Origin of the sequence: Streptomyces sp. BK79 (assembly GCF_044142145.1) — a bacterium.
GTDB lineage: Bacteria > Actinomycetota > Actinomycetes > Streptomycetales > Streptomycetaceae > Streptomyces.
Map to the genome: position 1 here is coordinate 25,507 of NZ_JBHVOC010000016.1, position 15,541 is coordinate 41,047.

A 15,541-nucleotide genomic window follows, 5' to 3' on the forward strand; every position below is an offset into this window, starting at 1 on the left:
GCCGATTACTCAACCGGGGTCCCGGGCAAGGCGCTTTACGGAGGTTTGACCATACGGTCGGTTTCACCGCAGGTCGGCGGCGTATCCCGGTAGCACCCTGCGCAGGGCACGCAGCGCGTAGTATGCGCGCGACTTCACGGTACCGGGTGGGATCCCCAGGGCCGCCGCCGCTTCCGCCACGCTCGCCCCCTGGAAGTACACCAGCACCAGGACTTCACGGTGCTCGGGCGTGAGTGTCTTCACAGCCTCGCGCACGTCCAGGGCCGCGGCGGCCCGTTCGGCGTGATCCGCGCAGACGCGCGCGTTCTCCAGGACGGCGTCCCCGACCTCCGCCGGGCGCGCCTGCCGGGCCCGGCGCGCGTCGATCGCCAGGCGCCGGGCGACGGTGAGCAGCCAGGGGCGTACGGAGTCGAAGTCCTCGGCGCGCAGGGCCTCGGGATGCTGCCAGGCGCGGACCAGGGTCTCCTGCACGAGGTCCTCGGCGCGCTGCCGGTCGCCGTCGCTGAGCCGCAGCAGCAGCGCGAAGAGCGGCCGGCCGTGCTCGCGCTGGAGTGCGGCGAGCTCGTGCTCGGCGGTCGTTCCGTTCGTCCTGTCCATCAGGGTCATTCCGGCCGTCATGGCCGTATGGCACCGCAGGGGGCCGTTCGGGGACAGGGCGCGCGCACGGGTGTGCGACGGACGGTCGATCGCGTCGACGAACGGTTCGACGAACGGTCGGCTCCGCCCGCCCGGCCGGCCGGAGCCTGAGTTCGTGCACGCCGGACGGGCTAATGGGCGTGTCGGAGCCGCCCGTGCCGACGCGAACCTCATTATCTATTTGTACGTAAATGTGATTTTTCATCGGTGTGTGCGACCCAGCGGAGTGAACGGATGATCACACGCAGTCGGCAGGTGGCCCTGGCCCTGACCGCCCTCCTCACCGCCGGCGCGGCCTGTCAGGCCCGCGACCACGAACCGCCGAGACGGCCGGCCCCGGCCCCTTCCGCGGCGGACACCGGCGTCTTCACCCTGGCCGCCTCCGGCGACGTCCTGCCGCACGACTCGATCATCGAACGGGCCCGCTTCGACGCGGGCGGCACCGGCCACGACTTCCGCCCCATGCTCGCCGGCGCCCGGCCCGTCGTCTCGCGCGCCGACCTGGCCCTGTGCCACATGGAGACCGTGTACGGCGCGAACGGCGACTACAGCGGCTACCCCCTGTTCAAGTCCCCGCCGCAGGTCGCCGAGGCACTGGCGGCCACCGGTTACGACGGCTGCTCCACCGCCTCCAACCACAGCGTCGACGACGGCGCCGACGGCATCCGCCGCACCCTGGACGCCCTCGACCGGGCCGGCGTACGGCACGCCGGGACGGCGCGCACCGAGACCGAGTCCCGTACCGTCACGGTCCTGCGCGCGGGCCGGGCCAAGGTCGCCCACCTCGCCTACACCCTCCACACCAACGGCCACCCGCTGCCCGAGGGGCAGCCCTGGGCGGTCGGCATGATCGACCAGGAGGCCGTCGTCGCCGACTCGCGGGCCGCCCGCGAGGCCGGTGCGGACGTCGTCGTCGTGTCCCTGCACTGGGGCACCGAATGGCAGGACGAGCCCGACCAGGACCAGTTGGCCCTGGCCCACGACCTGACCGCCGCCCGCACCGGCGACCGCCCCGACATCGACCTGATCCTCGGCACCCACGCCCATGTCCCGCAGGCGTACGAGAAGGTCAACGGCACCTGGGTGGTCTACGGGATGGGCGACCAGATCGCCGGCGAGATGATCAACGACGAGGGTGCCCGGGACCCACGGGGCAACCAGTCGACCATCGGCCGCTTCACCTTCGCCCCGCCCGCCCGGCCCGGCGAGCGCTGGCGGGTGACCAGGGCGGAGTTCGTCCCGCAGCTCTTCGACGTCGACGCCGGCCGGATCGTGAACCTCAACCGCGCGCTGGAGCAGGGTGCCGACGTGCGGGCCGTGCGCGACCGCATCCGCGACGTCGTACTCAGCCGGGGCGCTGCCGGGGACGGGCTGGTGATGGGGAAGTAGACCGGGGCCCGGATCAGGCGTCGTCCACGTGGTCGAGGGCCGTCAGCATGGCCCCGAGCACGCGCAGGCACGTGGTGACGTCGGTACCGGTGAGATCACCGCCGACCTCGCGCAGCAGCCGGTGCTCCCGGTCCAGCACGGCGGCGATGGTCCGCTCGCCCCGGCCGGTCAGCCGGATCAGCGACGACCGGCGGTGCGCGGGGTTGGGGATGCTCTCGACCAGGTCCCGGGCCGCGGCGTCGTTGACCATGCGCTGCGTGAACTGACGGCTGATCGCCTGGGCGCGGCCCATCTGCGGCACGGTCATCGGCCCGTTGCGGTGCAGCAGCGTCAGCACGGCGCGGACGCCGACGGACAGGCCGTCGGCTTCCAGGCCCTGCTCGACGCTGCGCTGCGCGCGCCGGTAGAGGGGGCCGACCAGGTCGTAGACCTCGGTGAGGCGCCCGGCGAGGGCGTCCGGGGGGAGGGGGGCGTCGGTGTCCTTCACCTCGCCATCATGACACCTTGGTTGCCAAAACCGACCCAAGATGACACCTTGGTTGTCATGACTGCTGCTTCGGATCTGCGCTTCTTCCCCTCCTCGGACGGTGACATCGCCTATCGCGACACCGGCGCCGGGGACCTCGTGGTGCTCCTCCACTCCGGATTCGTCGACCACCGCCTGTACGACGCCCAGATCCCGGCCCTGGCCGCCCGCCACCGCGTGATCGCCCCCGACGTCCGTGGGCACGGCTTCTCGGCCAACGCCACCAGGCCGTTCCGCTGGGCGGACGACCTGGCCGGGCTGCTGCGGCACCTCGACGCCGGCCCCGCCGTGCTCGTCGGTCTGTCCATGGGCGGCGCGATCGCCACCGACACCGTCGTGGAGTACCCGGAGCTGGTCCGCGCGGTGGTCGCCTGCGGGGCCGCGACCAGCGATTTCGAGTACACCGATCCCTGGTACCGGGAGATCCAGGCCGAGTACGCCCGCACCCTGGCCGCCGGTGACCTCCAGGGCTGGCTCGCCGCGTTCCTGCGCGTGGTACCCGGCAGGCACCGGACGGCGGACGACATCGACCCCGACATCACGCGCCGGCTCGGCGAGATGGCCCTCCACACGATGTCCAAGCACAGCCCCGGCGAACCCGATCTGCACACGCCGATGACCGACACCTGGTCCCGCGTCCCGAAGATCGACGTGCCGGTCCTCGCCGTCAACGGCTCACTCGAACCGGACGACCTGACCGGCGCCGCCGACCGGCTGGTCCGCACGGTCCGCGACGGCCGGTCCGTGACGATGGACGGCGCCGGTCACTACACGAACCTGGAGAAGCCGGAGGAGTTCAACGGCATCCTGCTCGACTTCCTCCGCACCCTCTAGCGGCGCGCCAGCTCCGACTTCCGGTACGAGTAGGCGAAGTAGACCACCAGGCCGAGCGCGAACCACACGGCGAACCGCGCCCAGGTCTGCCACTGCAGGAACGTGATCAGCCAGATCGAGAACACGATCCCCAGCGCCGGGACGAATGGCATCCACGGCGTACGGAAGGAGCGCGGCAGGTCCGGCTGCCGGTAGCGCAGCACGATCACCGCCGCGCACACCACCACGAACGCCAGCAGGATGCCGATGTTGGTCAGCTCGGCCGCCTCGCCGATCGGCAGGAACCCGGCGATGGCGGCCGAGGCGAACCCGACGATCCACGTCACCCGGGTCGGCACCCGCCGCGTCGGGTGCGTCTTGGCGAACCACTTGGGCAGCAGCCCGTCCCGCGACATGGAGAACCACACGCGGGTGACGCCCAGCATGAACGTGAACATCACGGTCAGGATGCCGATGATGGCGCCCACCGCGATCACGTCGGCCAGCCCGCTCAGCCCGACCGACTTGAACGCCGTCGAGAAGCCGCTCTCCTTGTCGATCTCCTTGTAGTTCTGCATGCCGGTCAGCACCAGACAGGCGGCCACGTACAGGACCATCGAGATGATCAGCGAGTAGATGATCGCCTTCGGCATGTGCCGCTGGGCGTCCTTCGACTCCTCGGCCGCCGTCGACATGGCGTCGTAGCCGAAGACCGCGAAGAACACCGTGGCCGCGCCCGTGAACGCCCCGCCGACCCCGTAGGGGAAGAACGGGTTGTAGTTCGAGGTGTCGATGTGGAAGACGCCGACCGCGATCACCAGCAGCACCACCAGCACCTTCAGCACGACCACGACCATCTCGAAGCGCGCCGCGTTCTTGATGCCGAGCGTGAGCAGGTACGCGATGAACAGGCACAGCACCGCGGCGAACAGGTCGACCCGGTGGCCGTCACCGGTGCCGGGCGCGCCCAGCATCCAGTTCGGCAGGTCGGCGCCCATCTCGCCGACCAGGAAGCTGAAGTAGCCGGAGATGCCGATCGCGACCACCGCCACGATCGCCGTGTACTCCAGCAGCAGGTCCCAGCCGATGAACCAGCCCGCCAGCTCGCCCAGGACCGCGTAGCCGTAGGTGTAGGCGGACCCCGCCTTCGGGATCATCCCGGCGAACTCGGCGTACGACAGCGCCGCCGCCGCGCTCGCGACGCCCGCGATCAGGAAGGAGACGAGGACCGCGGGCCCCGCCGTGCCGTTGGCGACGGTGCCGGCCAGGGTGAAGATGCCCGCCCCGATGATGCCGCCCACGCCGATCGCGGTCAGCTGCCACAGCCCCAGCGTCCGCTGCAGCCCGGCACCCTCCCCGCCCTCCGTCTCGTCGATGTGCTCGATGGGTTTGCGGCGGAGAACTCCCTCGCCCATGCGGAACCCGGCCACGCGCCTCACCTCTTTGTGAACGGCAAACGGCTGACGGTGGATCATGATGACGCACCCCCGTCCGCTGCGGAAGCCGCGACGCACGCACCGCGCCGACCGGTGCTACGGCACCACCGTCACGGGCCAGCGCCCCGCCTTGACCAGCCGCACCGCGACGGAACCGACGATCCGGTGTCCGGCCTGCTCGGAGGCGCCCACGACGACGGCGTCGGCCTTCAGCTCGTCGGCCGCCTTGACCAGGCCGTTGTAGGGGTCGCCGCGGAAGGTGTGGAACTCCCAGCGCACGTCGAATATCCCCTTGGACCGCTCGGTCGCCTCCCGGATCTGGGCCACCAGTTCCTCGGCGATCTCGTCGGTCGTGTCCGCCACCGGCGCCCCGAGTGCCGCGCCCGCCGCCAGCACCGGCTGCACGTACACCACGGCGAGCAGCGCGTGCTGCCGCCGGGCCAGGCCGCCGGCGTAGGCCGCCGCCCGCAGGGAGGAGTCGGAGCCGTCGACCCCGACGACGATGACCTTCGGCCCGTCCGTGCCCCGTTCGAACTGCCGGGAGTGCTGTTCCGTCACGCGGCGAGGCTATCGGAGCCCCCCGCGCGCCTGGGCCGTGCGGGTGGTTCCGTACCGCCGCTCCGGTGTTGCTCAGGTGCGCCGGACCGCGGCCGGGCGACTGATGAGTCATGAAGAAGGATCAGTTGCTCACCCGGCGCGGCGCACTGCTCACCGGCGCGGCGGCCCTGGGAGCGGCCGGCACCGCCGGCGTGCTCGCGGTGGCTTCGGGAAGCGGACCGGCCCGCCCGGCCGCCCCCGCCCCCGGCCCCCCGCCGCGCCGCCCGCTCAGCCCCTCCGCCTACCGCCTCCAGCCCTTGACCGGATACGGAGCGCCCCGGGCCGCGCCCCGGCGGCCCCCGGTGCGCAGCGAGCCGATCCTGCGCATGTCGGGCCGGGGCCGCACGATGATGCTCACCTTCGACGACGGACCCGACGCCCGCTACACCCCGGACATCCTGGACACGCTCGCGAAGTACGACGTGCGCGCGACGTTCTTCGTGTGCGGGGAGATGGCCGACCACAACAGGGACCTGCTGTCCCGGATGGCCGACGAGGGGCACGTCGTCGGCAACCACACCTGGTCCCACCCGCTGCTGACCAGCCTGGGCCGGCGCCGCATCCGCTCCGAGATGGAGCGCACGAGCGAGGTCGTCGAGCGGACCTGCGGTCAGGCTCCCCGATGGTTCCGGGCGCCGTACGGAGCGTGGAACCGCGCCGCCTTCCAGCTCGGGGCCGAGCTGGGCATGGAGCCCCTCGCGTGGACCGTGGACACCCTCGACTGGACCACCCCCGGCACCGGGACCATCGTCGACCGGGTCGAGGACGGCGCCGCCCCCGGCGTCGTGGTGCTCTCGCACGACGCCGGGGGCGACCGTACGCAGACCGTCCGCGCCCTTCGCCGCTATCTGCCCGAACTGCTCGACTCCGGCTACCACCTCACCGTCCCCCGGCGGCGGTACGCCTGAGGCCCGCCGCCACACCACCCCGGCCGGGACGCCCCCGGCCGGGGCGCGGTCAGCAGTACTCGGTCAGCGGATCTCGGTCAGCGGATCTCGGTCAGCGGATCTCGGTCAGGCGGGCGAAGGCGACGACATTCCCCTCGTAACCGTTCTGCTTGGAGAAGCCGCCGCCGCAGGTGATGACCCGCAGTTCGGGACTTCCCTTGGAGGCGTAGACCCGGTCGCCCGGGAAGTCGTCCTTCTCGAACACTTCGATGCCGTAGATCTCGAACACCGCCGTCTTCCCGTCCTGACGGTGCACCTCGACCTTGTTCCCCTTCTTCAGCGCCCCGAGTCCGTAGAAGACGGCGGGCCCCTGCTGGTTGTCCACGTGGCCGACCACGACCGCGGTCCCCTTCTCACCGGGAGAGACCGCGCCGGTGAACCAGCCGGCCAGGTTCGGGTCCTCGGGCGGCGGTGCGGCGACCCAGCCGTCCGCGTCGAGCCCGACCGGCATGATGGGCGCGTCGACCTGGATGGCGGGGATGCCGACCCGGTCGGGCACCGCGTACGGCAGCGGCGCGAGGCCCGCGGCGGCGGTGTCGCCGCCCGCGACGCGACTGTCCGACGCGGCGGCGGACGCCGGCTGCGGCGGGCCCTGGTCGAATTCCCCCGAGCCGTTGCGGATGAGCGCGAGCCCGGTCAGCAGGACAAGCGCTATCACGCCCCACGGAGCACGCCTCCTGCGCCGCTCCTCCTCTTCGGCCCACTCGGACGCATCCATTCGACATCCCCTCTCGCCCCGGCCGTCGCCGGGTCGTCCGCGCATACGAGCACGCTAAGCGCAGGGCGTCCGACCGGCGACGGGGCGGCGGCGAACGGGTGGTGCGCACGCCTTTCGGTGCGCCATCCGGGATCGCCCCGCCAGAAGATTTCTGACGGTCCGTGACCTGCGGCGATATCCACTGGCGCGGTTCCGGCCCGGCACACCTCCTCACCAGGACGGACCATTCCCGAAATGCGGCCCCGGGCAGGGCAACTGAGGGTCTTTCTGGGAGGCGCTTTCTCGCCGATCGACCGGGGACGGGACCCGGGGCGTCTTCCGCGGAGGATCACATGCGCAACACTCGTGCCCTCGCGGCAGCCGGCGCCGCGGTCGCTGTCCTCGGGCTGGCCGCTCCCACGGCCACCGCCGGAGGCGACCACAACCAGCCGAGCAACATCGTCGCCCTGCCCAGCGTGATCGCCCGCGGCGGTCAGATGACCGTCACGGTCGACGGCTGCCCGCAGGGCGGCACGATGACCTCGGACGCCTTCCGCACGACCCATCTGACCCCGGTCAGGGGTGCCAACGAGACGTCCAGGGGCACCGCCACCATCAGGCAGGACGCCCGGCCGGGCTCCTACGACATCACCGTCAACTGCTCGGGCAGGCGGCTGACGCGCCCGGCCGCCTTCACCGTCATCGGCGGCGTCCGCGGCGGCATCGGCGGCAGCAGCTCCAGTGGGGCCACGCCGACCGACATCGCGATCGGTGGCGGGCTCGTCGCCGCGGCCGTCGCCGGCGGCGGCCTGTTCTGGATGCGCCGCCGGGCCGAACGACGGTTCTGACCCGTACCCGGCCGTCACCGTACGGGCCCCGCCTTCGGGGGGCGGGTCCGTCCGGCCCCCTTCGCAGCACGCGCCGGCGTCGCACACCGACGGGGCTTGGTCCCCGGACCCGCTATCGGGTCCGGGGACCAAGCCCCGTCGGTGCCGGGAGGGTCAGGCCGCGTCCTCGCCGGAGCGACGGCGCGAGAGGTGGTAGGCCGCGCCGACCGAGCCCGCCACGAGCAGGGCGCCGAGCCCGATCTCCGTCACGTCGAACCCGGCGACGCTGCCGCCCTCGCCGGCGTGCACGCCCTTGTCGGGGTGGCGGGGGTGGTGCGTGGGGTGCCCGGAGTGGCCGCCCGCGACGGTCAGTTCCAGCGTCTCGGTCCTGCCGCCACAGGCGAACGTCACCTCGTAGACGGCCCCGCGCCCGGCGTCCCGGTCGACCCGCGCCGTCGCCGACGACTCGTGGCGCGGGATGGTGACGGTGTCGAACACCGGCGACGAGACGGTCACGCGCCCCTCGCAGCCGCCCGCGGCGCGGCCCACCCCCAGCGTCACCTCGCCGCCCGGCGCGACGGTGGCGGGGGAGAGGGTGAACCCGAACGTCGAACCGCCGCCCGGCGCCGCCCCGGCGGGTACACAGGCGGAGAGGGCGGCGGCGCCCAGCAGTGCGACCGAGGCGACGGGTATCGCGCGCATGGTGAATCCTCCGGGTCCCCGAGGAGCGGCGGCGGACCTGTTCCGCTCGTGCCTGTGATGCACCTCGATGACCGAAACGCTAGGAAGGAGGGCGCGCGGACGCGATCGCAGTCGTGCGAATGGGGCACATCCATGGGCCGGTCGGGGGACGCCGACGGCGCGTCGCGCGCCCCCCGGCCCCGGTCAGGTCAGTCCTTCGCCCCGGGGAACAGGTTGAGGAACGGGTCCGTGGACGCGGCGACCCCTCGGCTGAACGGCGCGTCGAAGTCCCAGATCAGGAAGAGCAGGAACGCGATCAGCGCCGAGAACAGCCCGGCGAGGATCAGTTCGCGCGCTGTACGCCGGATCTGCAGGGCGAAGACCATCCCGACCGTGACGACGCCTCCCGTGACGAGCCCGAACCACACCACGCCCGGCATGGTGGCCCCGGTCGACTCCGAGCGCGCGATGCGGGCCTGGTCCGCCGCGGTCACCTGGTCGACCAGCGGCTGGTACGCCTGGGCCTCGAAGTCCGACTTCGGTTCGTAGTCGGTGACGTCCGCGCGGACGCGGTCGAGGAGTTCGGTGCCGCGCTCGGTCACCTCGCCGTCGTCGGCCATGACCTTCCACTCGGTGGTGACGACGTGTCCGACATAGGCGTTGACATCCTCCCGGATCCGGTCACGGACGTCGGGCGGGTAGACCCGGACGCGTTCCGTGATCTCGTGCAGCGCGACCGCCTCCGCCTGGACGTGGTCCTGGGCGGCGCTGCGGGCCTCCCAGACACCGGCGATGGCCAGGCCCAGGACGATGGCGTACACCACACCGATCCACATCGTCATGTACTCGATGACGTCCGGGGTCTCGGTGATGTCCTCGTCGTCGGACGCCCTGCGGTGCCGTACGACGGTGATGATGACGACCACGACACCCGCGGCCAGCATCGCGAGGGTGAGAACAAGCCATTCCGGCAAGAGGGGCTCCAGAGGATCAGCGCGCACGGAGCGCGGCGACGGCGACCACCGCGGGCACCGTGATGAGCAGGACGAAGACGAGCGGAGAGGTGGCCCCGCGCGAGGACCGCTGCTGCGGCCGGGCCGCGCGGTAGCGCGGGTAGTGCACCGGCGTGAGGGACGGCCGGGGCGTGGGCGTGAGGGACGGCCCGGGAGCCGGCGGAGCCGGGCGGGCCGGCTGCGGGGCGGGGCTGGAGGGCGGTGCCGGCCGCACCGTCGGCCCCGGTGTCGGTGCCGGTGCGGGCCGGTCCGGCGCCGGGCGCGGGGGCGGCGGAGGCGGCGGCTCCGGCCTCGGGGCGGGTGGCGTCGGCGGGGGAGGCTCGGGCGCGGGAGGCGGCGGGGGAGTGGGTTTGGGCGGCGGTGGCGGTGGCGGCGGGGGTGGGGTGGGCGTCGGTGTCGGCTCGGGCTCGGGGCACGGCGGGAAGGCGGGCCAGGAGCCGTTTCCGGCGACGGCCACCGCTTCGGTGCCTCCCGGGCCGGTCGACGCGTACGCGCAGGCGTCGGCCTGCGCCGGGCCGATCGGTGCGCCGGCGAGGGTGAACGTCAGCGCCACCAGGGCCAACGCCCGTCCGGCGGAGGCGGATCGGGACGGTTCGGGTCCATGCACGACGCAGATCATGGAGCCTGCCGGGCCCCGCCACGTCCGATCACCGCACGATTGGCCCGAAGGAGGGACACGGCGCGCCCTCCGGCTTGACCCTCAGAAAAACCGCTCCCCGTTGAACACAACCCGCTCCTTCGCGCGTACCCAGTGTCGTGCGGCGGCGCAGCGGCCGCTCCAACACCTTCGTGACGATCGGGGATTGACGATGAAGACCTCCTGGCGGAGCGCCTCACTCGTGGCGGGCGCCGCGGCGGTGCTGGCGCTGACGACGGCGTGCGGCCAGGACGGCGGCGGCGCCACCGGCAGCCAGAACGTGGGCGCCACGGCCGCTCCCGGCGACGTGGGCGACATCGGCGCGGGCGCGGGCACGGGCAACGGGCTCGGGGCCGGAGCGGACGGCGCGCAGGCGGCGAAGAAGCCCGAGTCCGCGGGCAAGCTGTCCGTCACCGCGAACGCCGAGATCGGCGAGCTGGTCACCGACGGAGCGGGCCGCACCCTCTACCGCTTCGACGCGGACACCGCCCAGCCGCCCAAGACCACGTGCGAGGGCGAGTGCGCCACCGCCTGGCCCCCCGTGGCCGCCGACGACGCCCTGGCCGGCGAGGGCATCGACGAGGCGCTGCTCGGCGAGGTGACCCGGGCCGACGGCACCAAGCAACTGACCATCGGAGGCTGGCCGGCGTACCGCTACGCCAAGGACACCGCCGCCGGTGACGTCAAGGGCCAGGGCGTCGGCGGCAAGTGGTACGCGCTCGCCGCCGACGGCAAGAAGGCCGAGGCATCCGAACTGCCCGGACTGTCCACCCGCGACGATCCGAAGCTCGGCGAGATCGTCGTCGACAAGAACGGCATGACGGTCTACCGCTTCATGAAGGACGAGGCGTGGCCGAAGCCGGTGTCGGCCTGCACCGGCGCCTGCCTGGAGAAGTGGCCGGTCGTCGCGCCCGTGGAACCCAACGACACCGAGGGCGTCGTGAAGAAGGACCTGATGACCTTCACCCGGCCCGACGGTGCGGCCCAGCAGACGGTCGACTGCTGGCCCGTCTACACCTTCGCCGGGGACAAGAAGGCCGGCGACACCAACGGGCAGGGCGTGGGCGGCACCTGGTACGCCGTCTCGCCCGACGGAAAGCCGGTCGGCGCGCCGAAGAAGTAGCACCTCCCGCCTGCTCACCTTCGGCGCGCGCGACCAACGGGCCGTCCTCTCCGTACCCATTCGGAGCGGACGGCCCCTTTCGCGCGCCCGGCGTCAGGCACGTGCCGCAGGCAGTGACCGGGAACGGACGGTCAATTTCCGGTTGGGCTCGCCCGTTCGGCGGGCGATCAGTAGCCTCTGCTCGAACGCCGGACCGCCAACGCCTTGGAGAGCCAGATGGAGCGTCCCGCCTGGGCCCCACGCAGCATCGACATCACGGTGCCCAGCGTGTCCCGGATCTACGACTTCTACCTGGGCGGGTCGCACAACTTCGAGGTCGACCGGGAAGCGGCCCGCAAGGCCATGGAGTTCATGCCGGGTCTCCCCAAGATCATGCAGGCGAACCGGGCGTTCATGCGCCGCGCCGTGCGCTTCGCGGCCGACGAGGGCATCGACCAGTTCCTGGACATCGGCTCCGGCATCCCCACCTTCGGCAGCGTCCACGAGGTGGCCGCGCGCAGCCGCCCGGGCTCGCGCGTCGTCTACGTCGACCACGACCCGGTGGCGGTCGCGCACAGCGAGGCCGTCCTGGCGGACGTCGACGACGCGGACGTGGTGGCCGCCGACCTCCTGAAGCCGCGGGAGATCCTCTCCAGCCCTCAGGTGGAGCGGCTGATCGACCTGAATCGGCCGGTGGCCCTCCTGTTGGTTGCCATACTGCACTTCGTGGAAGACGCGGACGACCCGTACGGGGCGGTGGCCGAGCTGAGCGACGCGCTCGCGCCCGGCAGCCTGCTCGTCCTCACGCACGCCTCGTACGAGGGGATCCCGCTGCCCGCCGAGCGGGCCGGGGGCGCGGTGGACGTGTACCAGGAGATCCGCAACCCGCTGATCATGCGTTCGCGCGAGGAGATCGCGCGGTTCTTCGAGGGGTACGACATGGTGGAGCCCGGACTGGTTCCGATGCCGCGCTGGCGGCCGGAGGAGTCGCCGCAGGACGAGGACCCGTACGCGTTCTCCGGGTTCGCCGGCGTGGGGCGTACGGCGTGACGGCACAGCCGGGCGGGCCGGAGGACAGACTGCGCCGGTTCGCGACCATCTGGAGCCGGGCGGTGTTCCCGGTGACCTCGACGTCGTCGACCCGGCCGGAGTTCGAGGAGCAACTGCTGCCGCTGGCCCGCCGGCTGAGCGGGGTGCTGCGGGCGCGGAGCTTCGACGCGGCTCAGGCCAAGGCGGTCGGCGCGGCGCTCGTCGACGCGCACTGCACCGACCCCGACGCGCTGGCCCGGACCCTGGACTGCGTCGACGCCTACCTCGTGCTCTACTGCGGCGAGGACGGCGACCCCGAGCACCTGCGGGCCCGTTCGGCGCGGCTCCAGCACGCCGTCGCGGCCGGGTTCGCCGGGGCGCTGCGGGCCCGGACCCTGGCCGAGCAGGAGGCCATCGCGCAGGCCGCCCTAAAGGCGCAGGGCGTGGTGGCCGAGGCCCTGCACGCCAGCGAGGCCCGCTTCCGCGCGGTCTTCGAGGGCGCCGCGATAGGCATCGGCATCGCCGACCTGGAGGGCAACGTCCTCCAGGTCAACGGCGCGCTGATGCGCATGTTCGGCATAGCCGACCCGACGCTGCGCGGCGGCAAGGTCAGGGAGTGGACGCATCCCGACGACGCGCCGCAGATCTGGCGGCTCTACGACGAGCTGGTGCGCGGCGAGCGCGAGCACTACCACGTGGAGAAGGCCTTCTACCGCCCCGACGGCACCGTCCTGTGGACCAACCTCACCGTCTCCCTGCTGCGCGACGCCGACGGCGCCCCGCAGTACCAGCTGGCGCTGATGGAGGACACCACCGAGCGCCGGCTGCTCAACCTGCGGCTGCGCTACGAGGCCACGCACGACGCGCTCACCGGACTGCCCAACCGCAGCTTCTTCTTCGAACGCCTGGAGAAGGCCCTGAACGCGGGCCCCGGCCAGCGTTTCGGCCTCTGCTACCTGGACCTCGACGGTTTCAAGACCGTCAACGACAGCCTCGGCCACGCGGCCGGCGACCGGCTGCTCGTGGAGGTCGCTGACCGCCTCCAGGCCTGCGCCACCGCGCCCGGCGAGATGGTCGCCCGGCTCGGCGGCGACGAGTTCGTCGCGCTGACCACCGGCCCGGACACCCGGCACGAGGTCGACGAACTGGCCCACCGCATCATGAACGCGCTGCTCGCCCCGATCAGCGTCGACGGCCGTGAACTGACGGTGCGCGGCAGCATCGGCATCGTCGAGGGCCCGGCGGGGGAGCGCAGCCCGGCGGAGGTGCTGCGCAGCGCCGACATCACCATGTACCGGGCCAAGTCGGCGGGCGGCAACCGCTTCGAGCTGGCCGACCCGGAGGCCGACGCCCGCGTCATCACCCGGCACGGCCTGACGACCGCGCTGCCGGCGGCCCTGGAACGCGGCGAGTTCTTCATCGAGTACCAGCCGCTGGTCCACCTCGGCGACGGCAGTGTGCGTGGCGCCGAGGCCCTGGTGCGCTGGCTGCACCCGCAGCACGGCGTCCTCGGCCCGGACCGGTTCATCCCGCTCGCCGAGCACACCGGGCTGATCGTGCCGCTGGGCCGCTGGGTCCTGGAGCAGTCCGTGCGGCAGGCCCGGGTCTGGCGGGAGCGGTACGGCGAGAGCACCGCCGCCGGCCCGCTGCGGATCAACGTCAACCTGTCGCCCTGCCAGCTCACCCATCCCGGTCTGGTCCAGGACACCGTCGACATCCTGGAGCGGACCGGGGTCGCACCCGACGCGCTGTGCCTGGAGGTCACCGAGTCGGCGCTGATCGGCGCGGACGACGACCTGCTCAAGCCGCTGCGCCGGCTGGCCGAGATGGGCGTCGACATCGCCCTGGACGACTTCGGCACCGGCTACTCCAACCTCGCCAACCTGCGCCGGCTGCCGGTCAGCGTCCTCAAGCTCGACCGCTCCTTCACCCAGAGCATGCAGCAGTTCCCGGCGGACCCCGTCGACCTCAAGATCGTCGAGGGCATCGTCGCGCTGGCCCACAGCCTGGACCTCGCCGTCACCGTGGAGGGCGTCGAGACCGGCGCCCAGGCCGAGCAGCTGCGCATACTCGGCTGCGACACGGCCCAGGGCTGGTACTACGCCCGCCCGGGCCCGCCGGAGCGGCTGCACGAACTGGCGCTGGTGGACGCGACGGCGTGAACCGACTCCCCGGCGCCTCATCACAGGCGCCGGGGGAGCGCCCCGAAACGGACGCGGGGCTGTGACATCGTGCGGCTGCGCCGCGTGGGCGCGAGCAACCACGGCGAACCCGCGGCCCCGGACAGCGCCGTGCGCAACGGCGCCGCAGGGCACCTCCGGACGCTCATCTTTCGAGCAGCATCCGCTGCAACTCCCGAGCCGCCCGAGGCGGAGCCACATCGCTGCGATGCGCCAGCGCGATGGTCCGGTGCAGCCCGGGACGGGCCAGCGGCGTCACCCGGAGCCCCCGCCCCGACCGCGCCGCCACCATCCGCGGCACCACGGCCATCCCCAGCCCCGCCCGCACGAACCCCAGCACCGCGTCCATCTCCCCGCCCTCCACCGCGAAGTCCGGCTCGAAGCCCTCGGCACGGCACGCCGCCACGGTCAGCTCCCGCAGGTCGTACCCGTGCCGGAACATCACCAGGCGCTCCCCCTCCAGATCGGCGATCCGTACCGCGCGCCGTCCGCCGCCCGGCCGGGGCGACTCCGGGGACGACACCACGACCAGGTCCTCCCGCAGCAGCTCCACCGTCGTGAGGGCCGGCGACGGGGTGGGCAGCGGCAGCACCACCAGCGCCAGATCGAGCGCACCGCGCGCCAGCTCCCGTACCAGGTCGTGCGAACCGCCTTCCTCGATCAGGAGCTGGATGCCGGGATAACGGTCGTGGAACGCGCGCAGCACGTCCGGCAGCAGGCCGGTGCACAGGCTCGGGGTGGCGCCCAGCCGCACCCGGCCGCGCCGCAGGTGCACCAGCTCCAGCACCTCGTGCCGGGCGGTGTCCGCGTCGGCCAGGATGCGGCGGGCCAGCGGGAGCAGCGCCTCCCCGGCGTCGGTGAGCGTGATGTTGCCCCGCGCCCGCTGGAACAGGTCCGCGCCCAGCTCCCGCTCCAGCGCCTTGATCTGCTGCGACAGGGAGGGCTGCGCGACATGGACCGTCTCGGCGGCCCGGGTGAAGTGCCTGGTCTCGGCGACCGCCACGAAGTACTGGAGCTGCTGCAACTGCATG

At 72.7% G+C, this 15,541-nt stretch carries 16 protein-coding genes; 7 read left to right on the forward strand and 9 right to left on the reverse strand.

Features of this window, described 5'->3' with window-relative positions; all coding sequences use genetic code 11:
- Window positions 1-63: 63 nt before the first annotated feature.
- Complete coding sequence (locus tag ACFIF2_RS20705; RefSeq protein ID WP_395574670.1) at window positions 64-618, reverse strand: sigma-70 family RNA polymerase sigma factor; 555 nt, start codon at window positions 616-618, stop codon at window positions 64-66.
- A 252-nt stretch (window positions 619-870) separates the two neighbouring features.
- Between ACFIF2_RS20705 and ACFIF2_RS20710 the strand changes: the two genes are divergently transcribed.
- The gene (locus ACFIF2_RS20710) at window positions 871-2,025 is read left to right on the forward strand and encodes a CapA family protein (RefSeq protein WP_395574671.1); all 1,155 of its coding nucleotides are present in this window, start codon (window positions 871-873) and stop codon (window positions 2,023-2,025) included.
- A 13-nt stretch (window positions 2,026-2,038) separates the two neighbouring features.
- Here the strand turns inward: ACFIF2_RS20710 and ACFIF2_RS20715 are convergent, their stop codons facing one another.
- Window positions 2,039-2,512: a MarR family winged helix-turn-helix transcriptional regulator gene (locus tag ACFIF2_RS20715; protein ID WP_395574672.1), complete on the reverse strand. Its 474-nt coding sequence runs from the start codon at window positions 2,510-2,512 to the stop codon at window positions 2,039-2,041.
- Window positions 2,513-2,569: 57 nt separating this feature from the next.
- Here ACFIF2_RS20715 and ACFIF2_RS20720 point away from each other — a divergent pair, with 57 nt between their 5' ends.
- Complete coding sequence (locus tag ACFIF2_RS20720; RefSeq protein WP_395574673.1) at window positions 2,570-3,385, forward strand: alpha/beta fold hydrolase; 816 nt, start codon at window positions 2,570-2,572, stop codon at window positions 3,383-3,385.
- On the opposite strand, the gene ACFIF2_RS20725 is transcribed toward ACFIF2_RS20720, so the two are convergent.
- Window positions 3,382-4,794: an amino acid permease gene (locus ACFIF2_RS20725; protein WP_395574674.1), complete on the reverse strand. Its 1,413-nt coding sequence runs from the start codon at window positions 4,792-4,794 to the stop codon at window positions 3,382-3,384. The genes ACFIF2_RS20720 and ACFIF2_RS20725 overlap by 4 nt on opposite strands.
- Window positions 4,795-4,896: 102 nt before the next feature.
- Complete coding sequence (locus tag ACFIF2_RS20730; protein ID WP_395574675.1) at window positions 4,897-5,358, reverse strand: universal stress protein; 462 nt, start codon at window positions 5,356-5,358, stop codon at window positions 4,897-4,899.
- Between the two features lie 110 nt (window positions 5,359-5,468).
- On the opposite strand from ACFIF2_RS20730, the gene ACFIF2_RS20735 reads away from it, so the two are divergent.
- Window positions 5,469-6,305 (forward strand): polysaccharide deacetylase family protein, encoded by an 837-nt coding sequence (locus ACFIF2_RS20735; RefSeq protein WP_395574676.1) that lies wholly within the window; start codon window positions 5,469-5,471, stop codon window positions 6,303-6,305.
- 91 nt (window positions 6,306-6,396) lie between these two features.
- Here the strand turns inward: ACFIF2_RS20735 and ACFIF2_RS20740 are convergent, their stop codons facing one another.
- Complete coding sequence (locus ACFIF2_RS20740) at window positions 6,397-7,062, reverse strand: class F sortase (protein ID WP_395574677.1); 666 nt, start codon at window positions 7,060-7,062, stop codon at window positions 6,397-6,399.
- Window positions 7,063-7,394: 332 nt separating this feature from the next.
- On the opposite strand from ACFIF2_RS20740, the gene ACFIF2_RS20745 reads away from it, so the two are divergent.
- Window positions 7,395-7,889: a hypothetical protein gene (locus tag ACFIF2_RS20745; protein WP_395574678.1), complete on the forward strand. Its 495-nt coding sequence runs from the start codon at window positions 7,395-7,397 to the stop codon at window positions 7,887-7,889.
- A gap of 153 nt (window positions 7,890-8,042) precedes the next feature.
- On the opposite strand, the gene ACFIF2_RS20750 is transcribed toward ACFIF2_RS20745, so the two are convergent.
- The 3 genes from ACFIF2_RS20750 to ACFIF2_RS20760 all read right to left on the reverse strand — a co-directional run bounded on the left by ACFIF2_RS20750 (window position 8,043) and on the right by ACFIF2_RS20760 (window position 9,671).
- On the reverse strand, window positions 8,043-8,570 hold the full coding sequence (locus ACFIF2_RS20750; RefSeq protein WP_395574679.1) for a hypothetical protein: 528 nt from the start codon (window positions 8,568-8,570) through the stop codon (window positions 8,043-8,045).
- A gap of 188 nt (window positions 8,571-8,758) precedes the next feature.
- On the reverse strand, window positions 8,759-9,523 hold the full coding sequence (locus ACFIF2_RS20755; protein ID WP_395574680.1) for a hypothetical protein: 765 nt from the start codon (window positions 9,521-9,523) through the stop codon (window positions 8,759-8,761).
- Between the two features lie 16 nt (window positions 9,524-9,539).
- Window positions 9,540-9,671 (reverse strand): hypothetical protein, encoded by a 132-nt coding sequence (locus ACFIF2_RS20760; RefSeq protein ID WP_019330432.1) that lies wholly within the window; start codon window positions 9,669-9,671, stop codon window positions 9,540-9,542.
- A 700-nt stretch (window positions 9,672-10,371) separates the two neighbouring features.
- On the opposite strand from ACFIF2_RS20760, the gene ACFIF2_RS20765 reads away from it, so the two are divergent.
- From ACFIF2_RS20765 to rmdA, 3 genes are all read left to right on the forward strand, one after another.
- A complete protein-coding gene (locus ACFIF2_RS20765) occupies window positions 10,372-11,322 on the forward strand; it encodes an SCO0930 family lipoprotein (protein WP_395574851.1) in 951 nt (316 codons plus the stop codon).
- 216 nt (window positions 11,323-11,538) lie between these two features.
- On the forward strand, window positions 11,539-12,351 hold the full coding sequence (locus tag ACFIF2_RS20770; RefSeq protein ID WP_395574681.1) for an SAM-dependent methyltransferase: 813 nt from the start codon (window positions 11,539-11,541) through the stop codon (window positions 12,349-12,351).
- Window positions 12,348-14,492 (forward strand): cyclic Di-GMP phosphodiesterase RmdA, encoded by a 2,145-nt coding sequence (gene rmdA, locus ACFIF2_RS20775; protein WP_395574682.1) that lies wholly within the window; start codon window positions 12,348-12,350, stop codon window positions 14,490-14,492. Before ACFIF2_RS20770 ends, rmdA begins: the two co-directional genes overlap by 4 nt.
- Before the next feature lie 163 nt (window positions 14,493-14,655).
- On the opposite strand, the gene ACFIF2_RS20780 is transcribed toward rmdA, so the two are convergent.
- Window positions 14,656-15,540: a LysR family transcriptional regulator gene (locus tag ACFIF2_RS20780; protein ID WP_395574683.1), complete on the reverse strand. Its 885-nt coding sequence runs from the start codon at window positions 15,538-15,540 to the stop codon at window positions 14,656-14,658.
- Window position 15,541 lies beyond the last annotated feature (1 nt).

What these genes read in the sequence shown, in the direction of transcription:
- ACFIF2_RS20780 (WP_395574683.1), bottom strand. Translation starts at nt 15,540, where the DNA reads ATGCAGTTGCAGCAGCTCCAGTACTTCGTGGCGGTCGCCGAGACCAGG.
- ACFIF2_RS20705 (WP_395574670.1), bottom strand. Translation starts at nt 618, where the DNA reads ATGACGGCCGGAATGACCCTGATGGACAGGACGAACGGAACGACCGCC.
- ACFIF2_RS20750 (WP_395574679.1), bottom strand. Translation starts at nt 8,570, where the DNA reads ATGCGCGCGATACCCGTCGCCTCGGTCGCACTGCTGGGCGCCGCCGCC.
- ACFIF2_RS20740 (WP_395574677.1), bottom strand. Translation starts at nt 7,062, where the DNA reads ATGGATGCGTCCGAGTGGGCCGAAGAGGAGGAGCGGCGCAGGAGGCGT.
- ACFIF2_RS20735 (WP_395574676.1), top strand. Translation starts at nt 5,469, where the DNA reads ATGAAGAAGGATCAGTTGCTCACCCGGCGCGGCGCACTGCTCACCGGC.
- ACFIF2_RS20765 (WP_395574851.1), top strand. Translation starts at nt 10,372, where the DNA reads ATGAAGACCTCCTGGCGGAGCGCCTCACTCGTGGCGGGCGCCGCGGCG.
- ACFIF2_RS20745 (WP_395574678.1), top strand. Translation starts at nt 7,395, where the DNA reads ATGCGCAACACTCGTGCCCTCGCGGCAGCCGGCGCCGCGGTCGCTGTC.
- ACFIF2_RS20770 (WP_395574681.1), top strand. Translation starts at nt 11,539, where the DNA reads ATGGAGCGTCCCGCCTGGGCCCCACGCAGCATCGACATCACGGTGCCC.
- ACFIF2_RS20710 (WP_395574671.1), top strand. Translation starts at nt 871, where the DNA reads ATGATCACACGCAGTCGGCAGGTGGCCCTGGCCCTGACCGCCCTCCTC.
- ACFIF2_RS20720 (WP_395574673.1), top strand. Translation starts at nt 2,570, where the DNA reads ATGACTGCTGCTTCGGATCTGCGCTTCTTCCCCTCCTCGGACGGTGAC.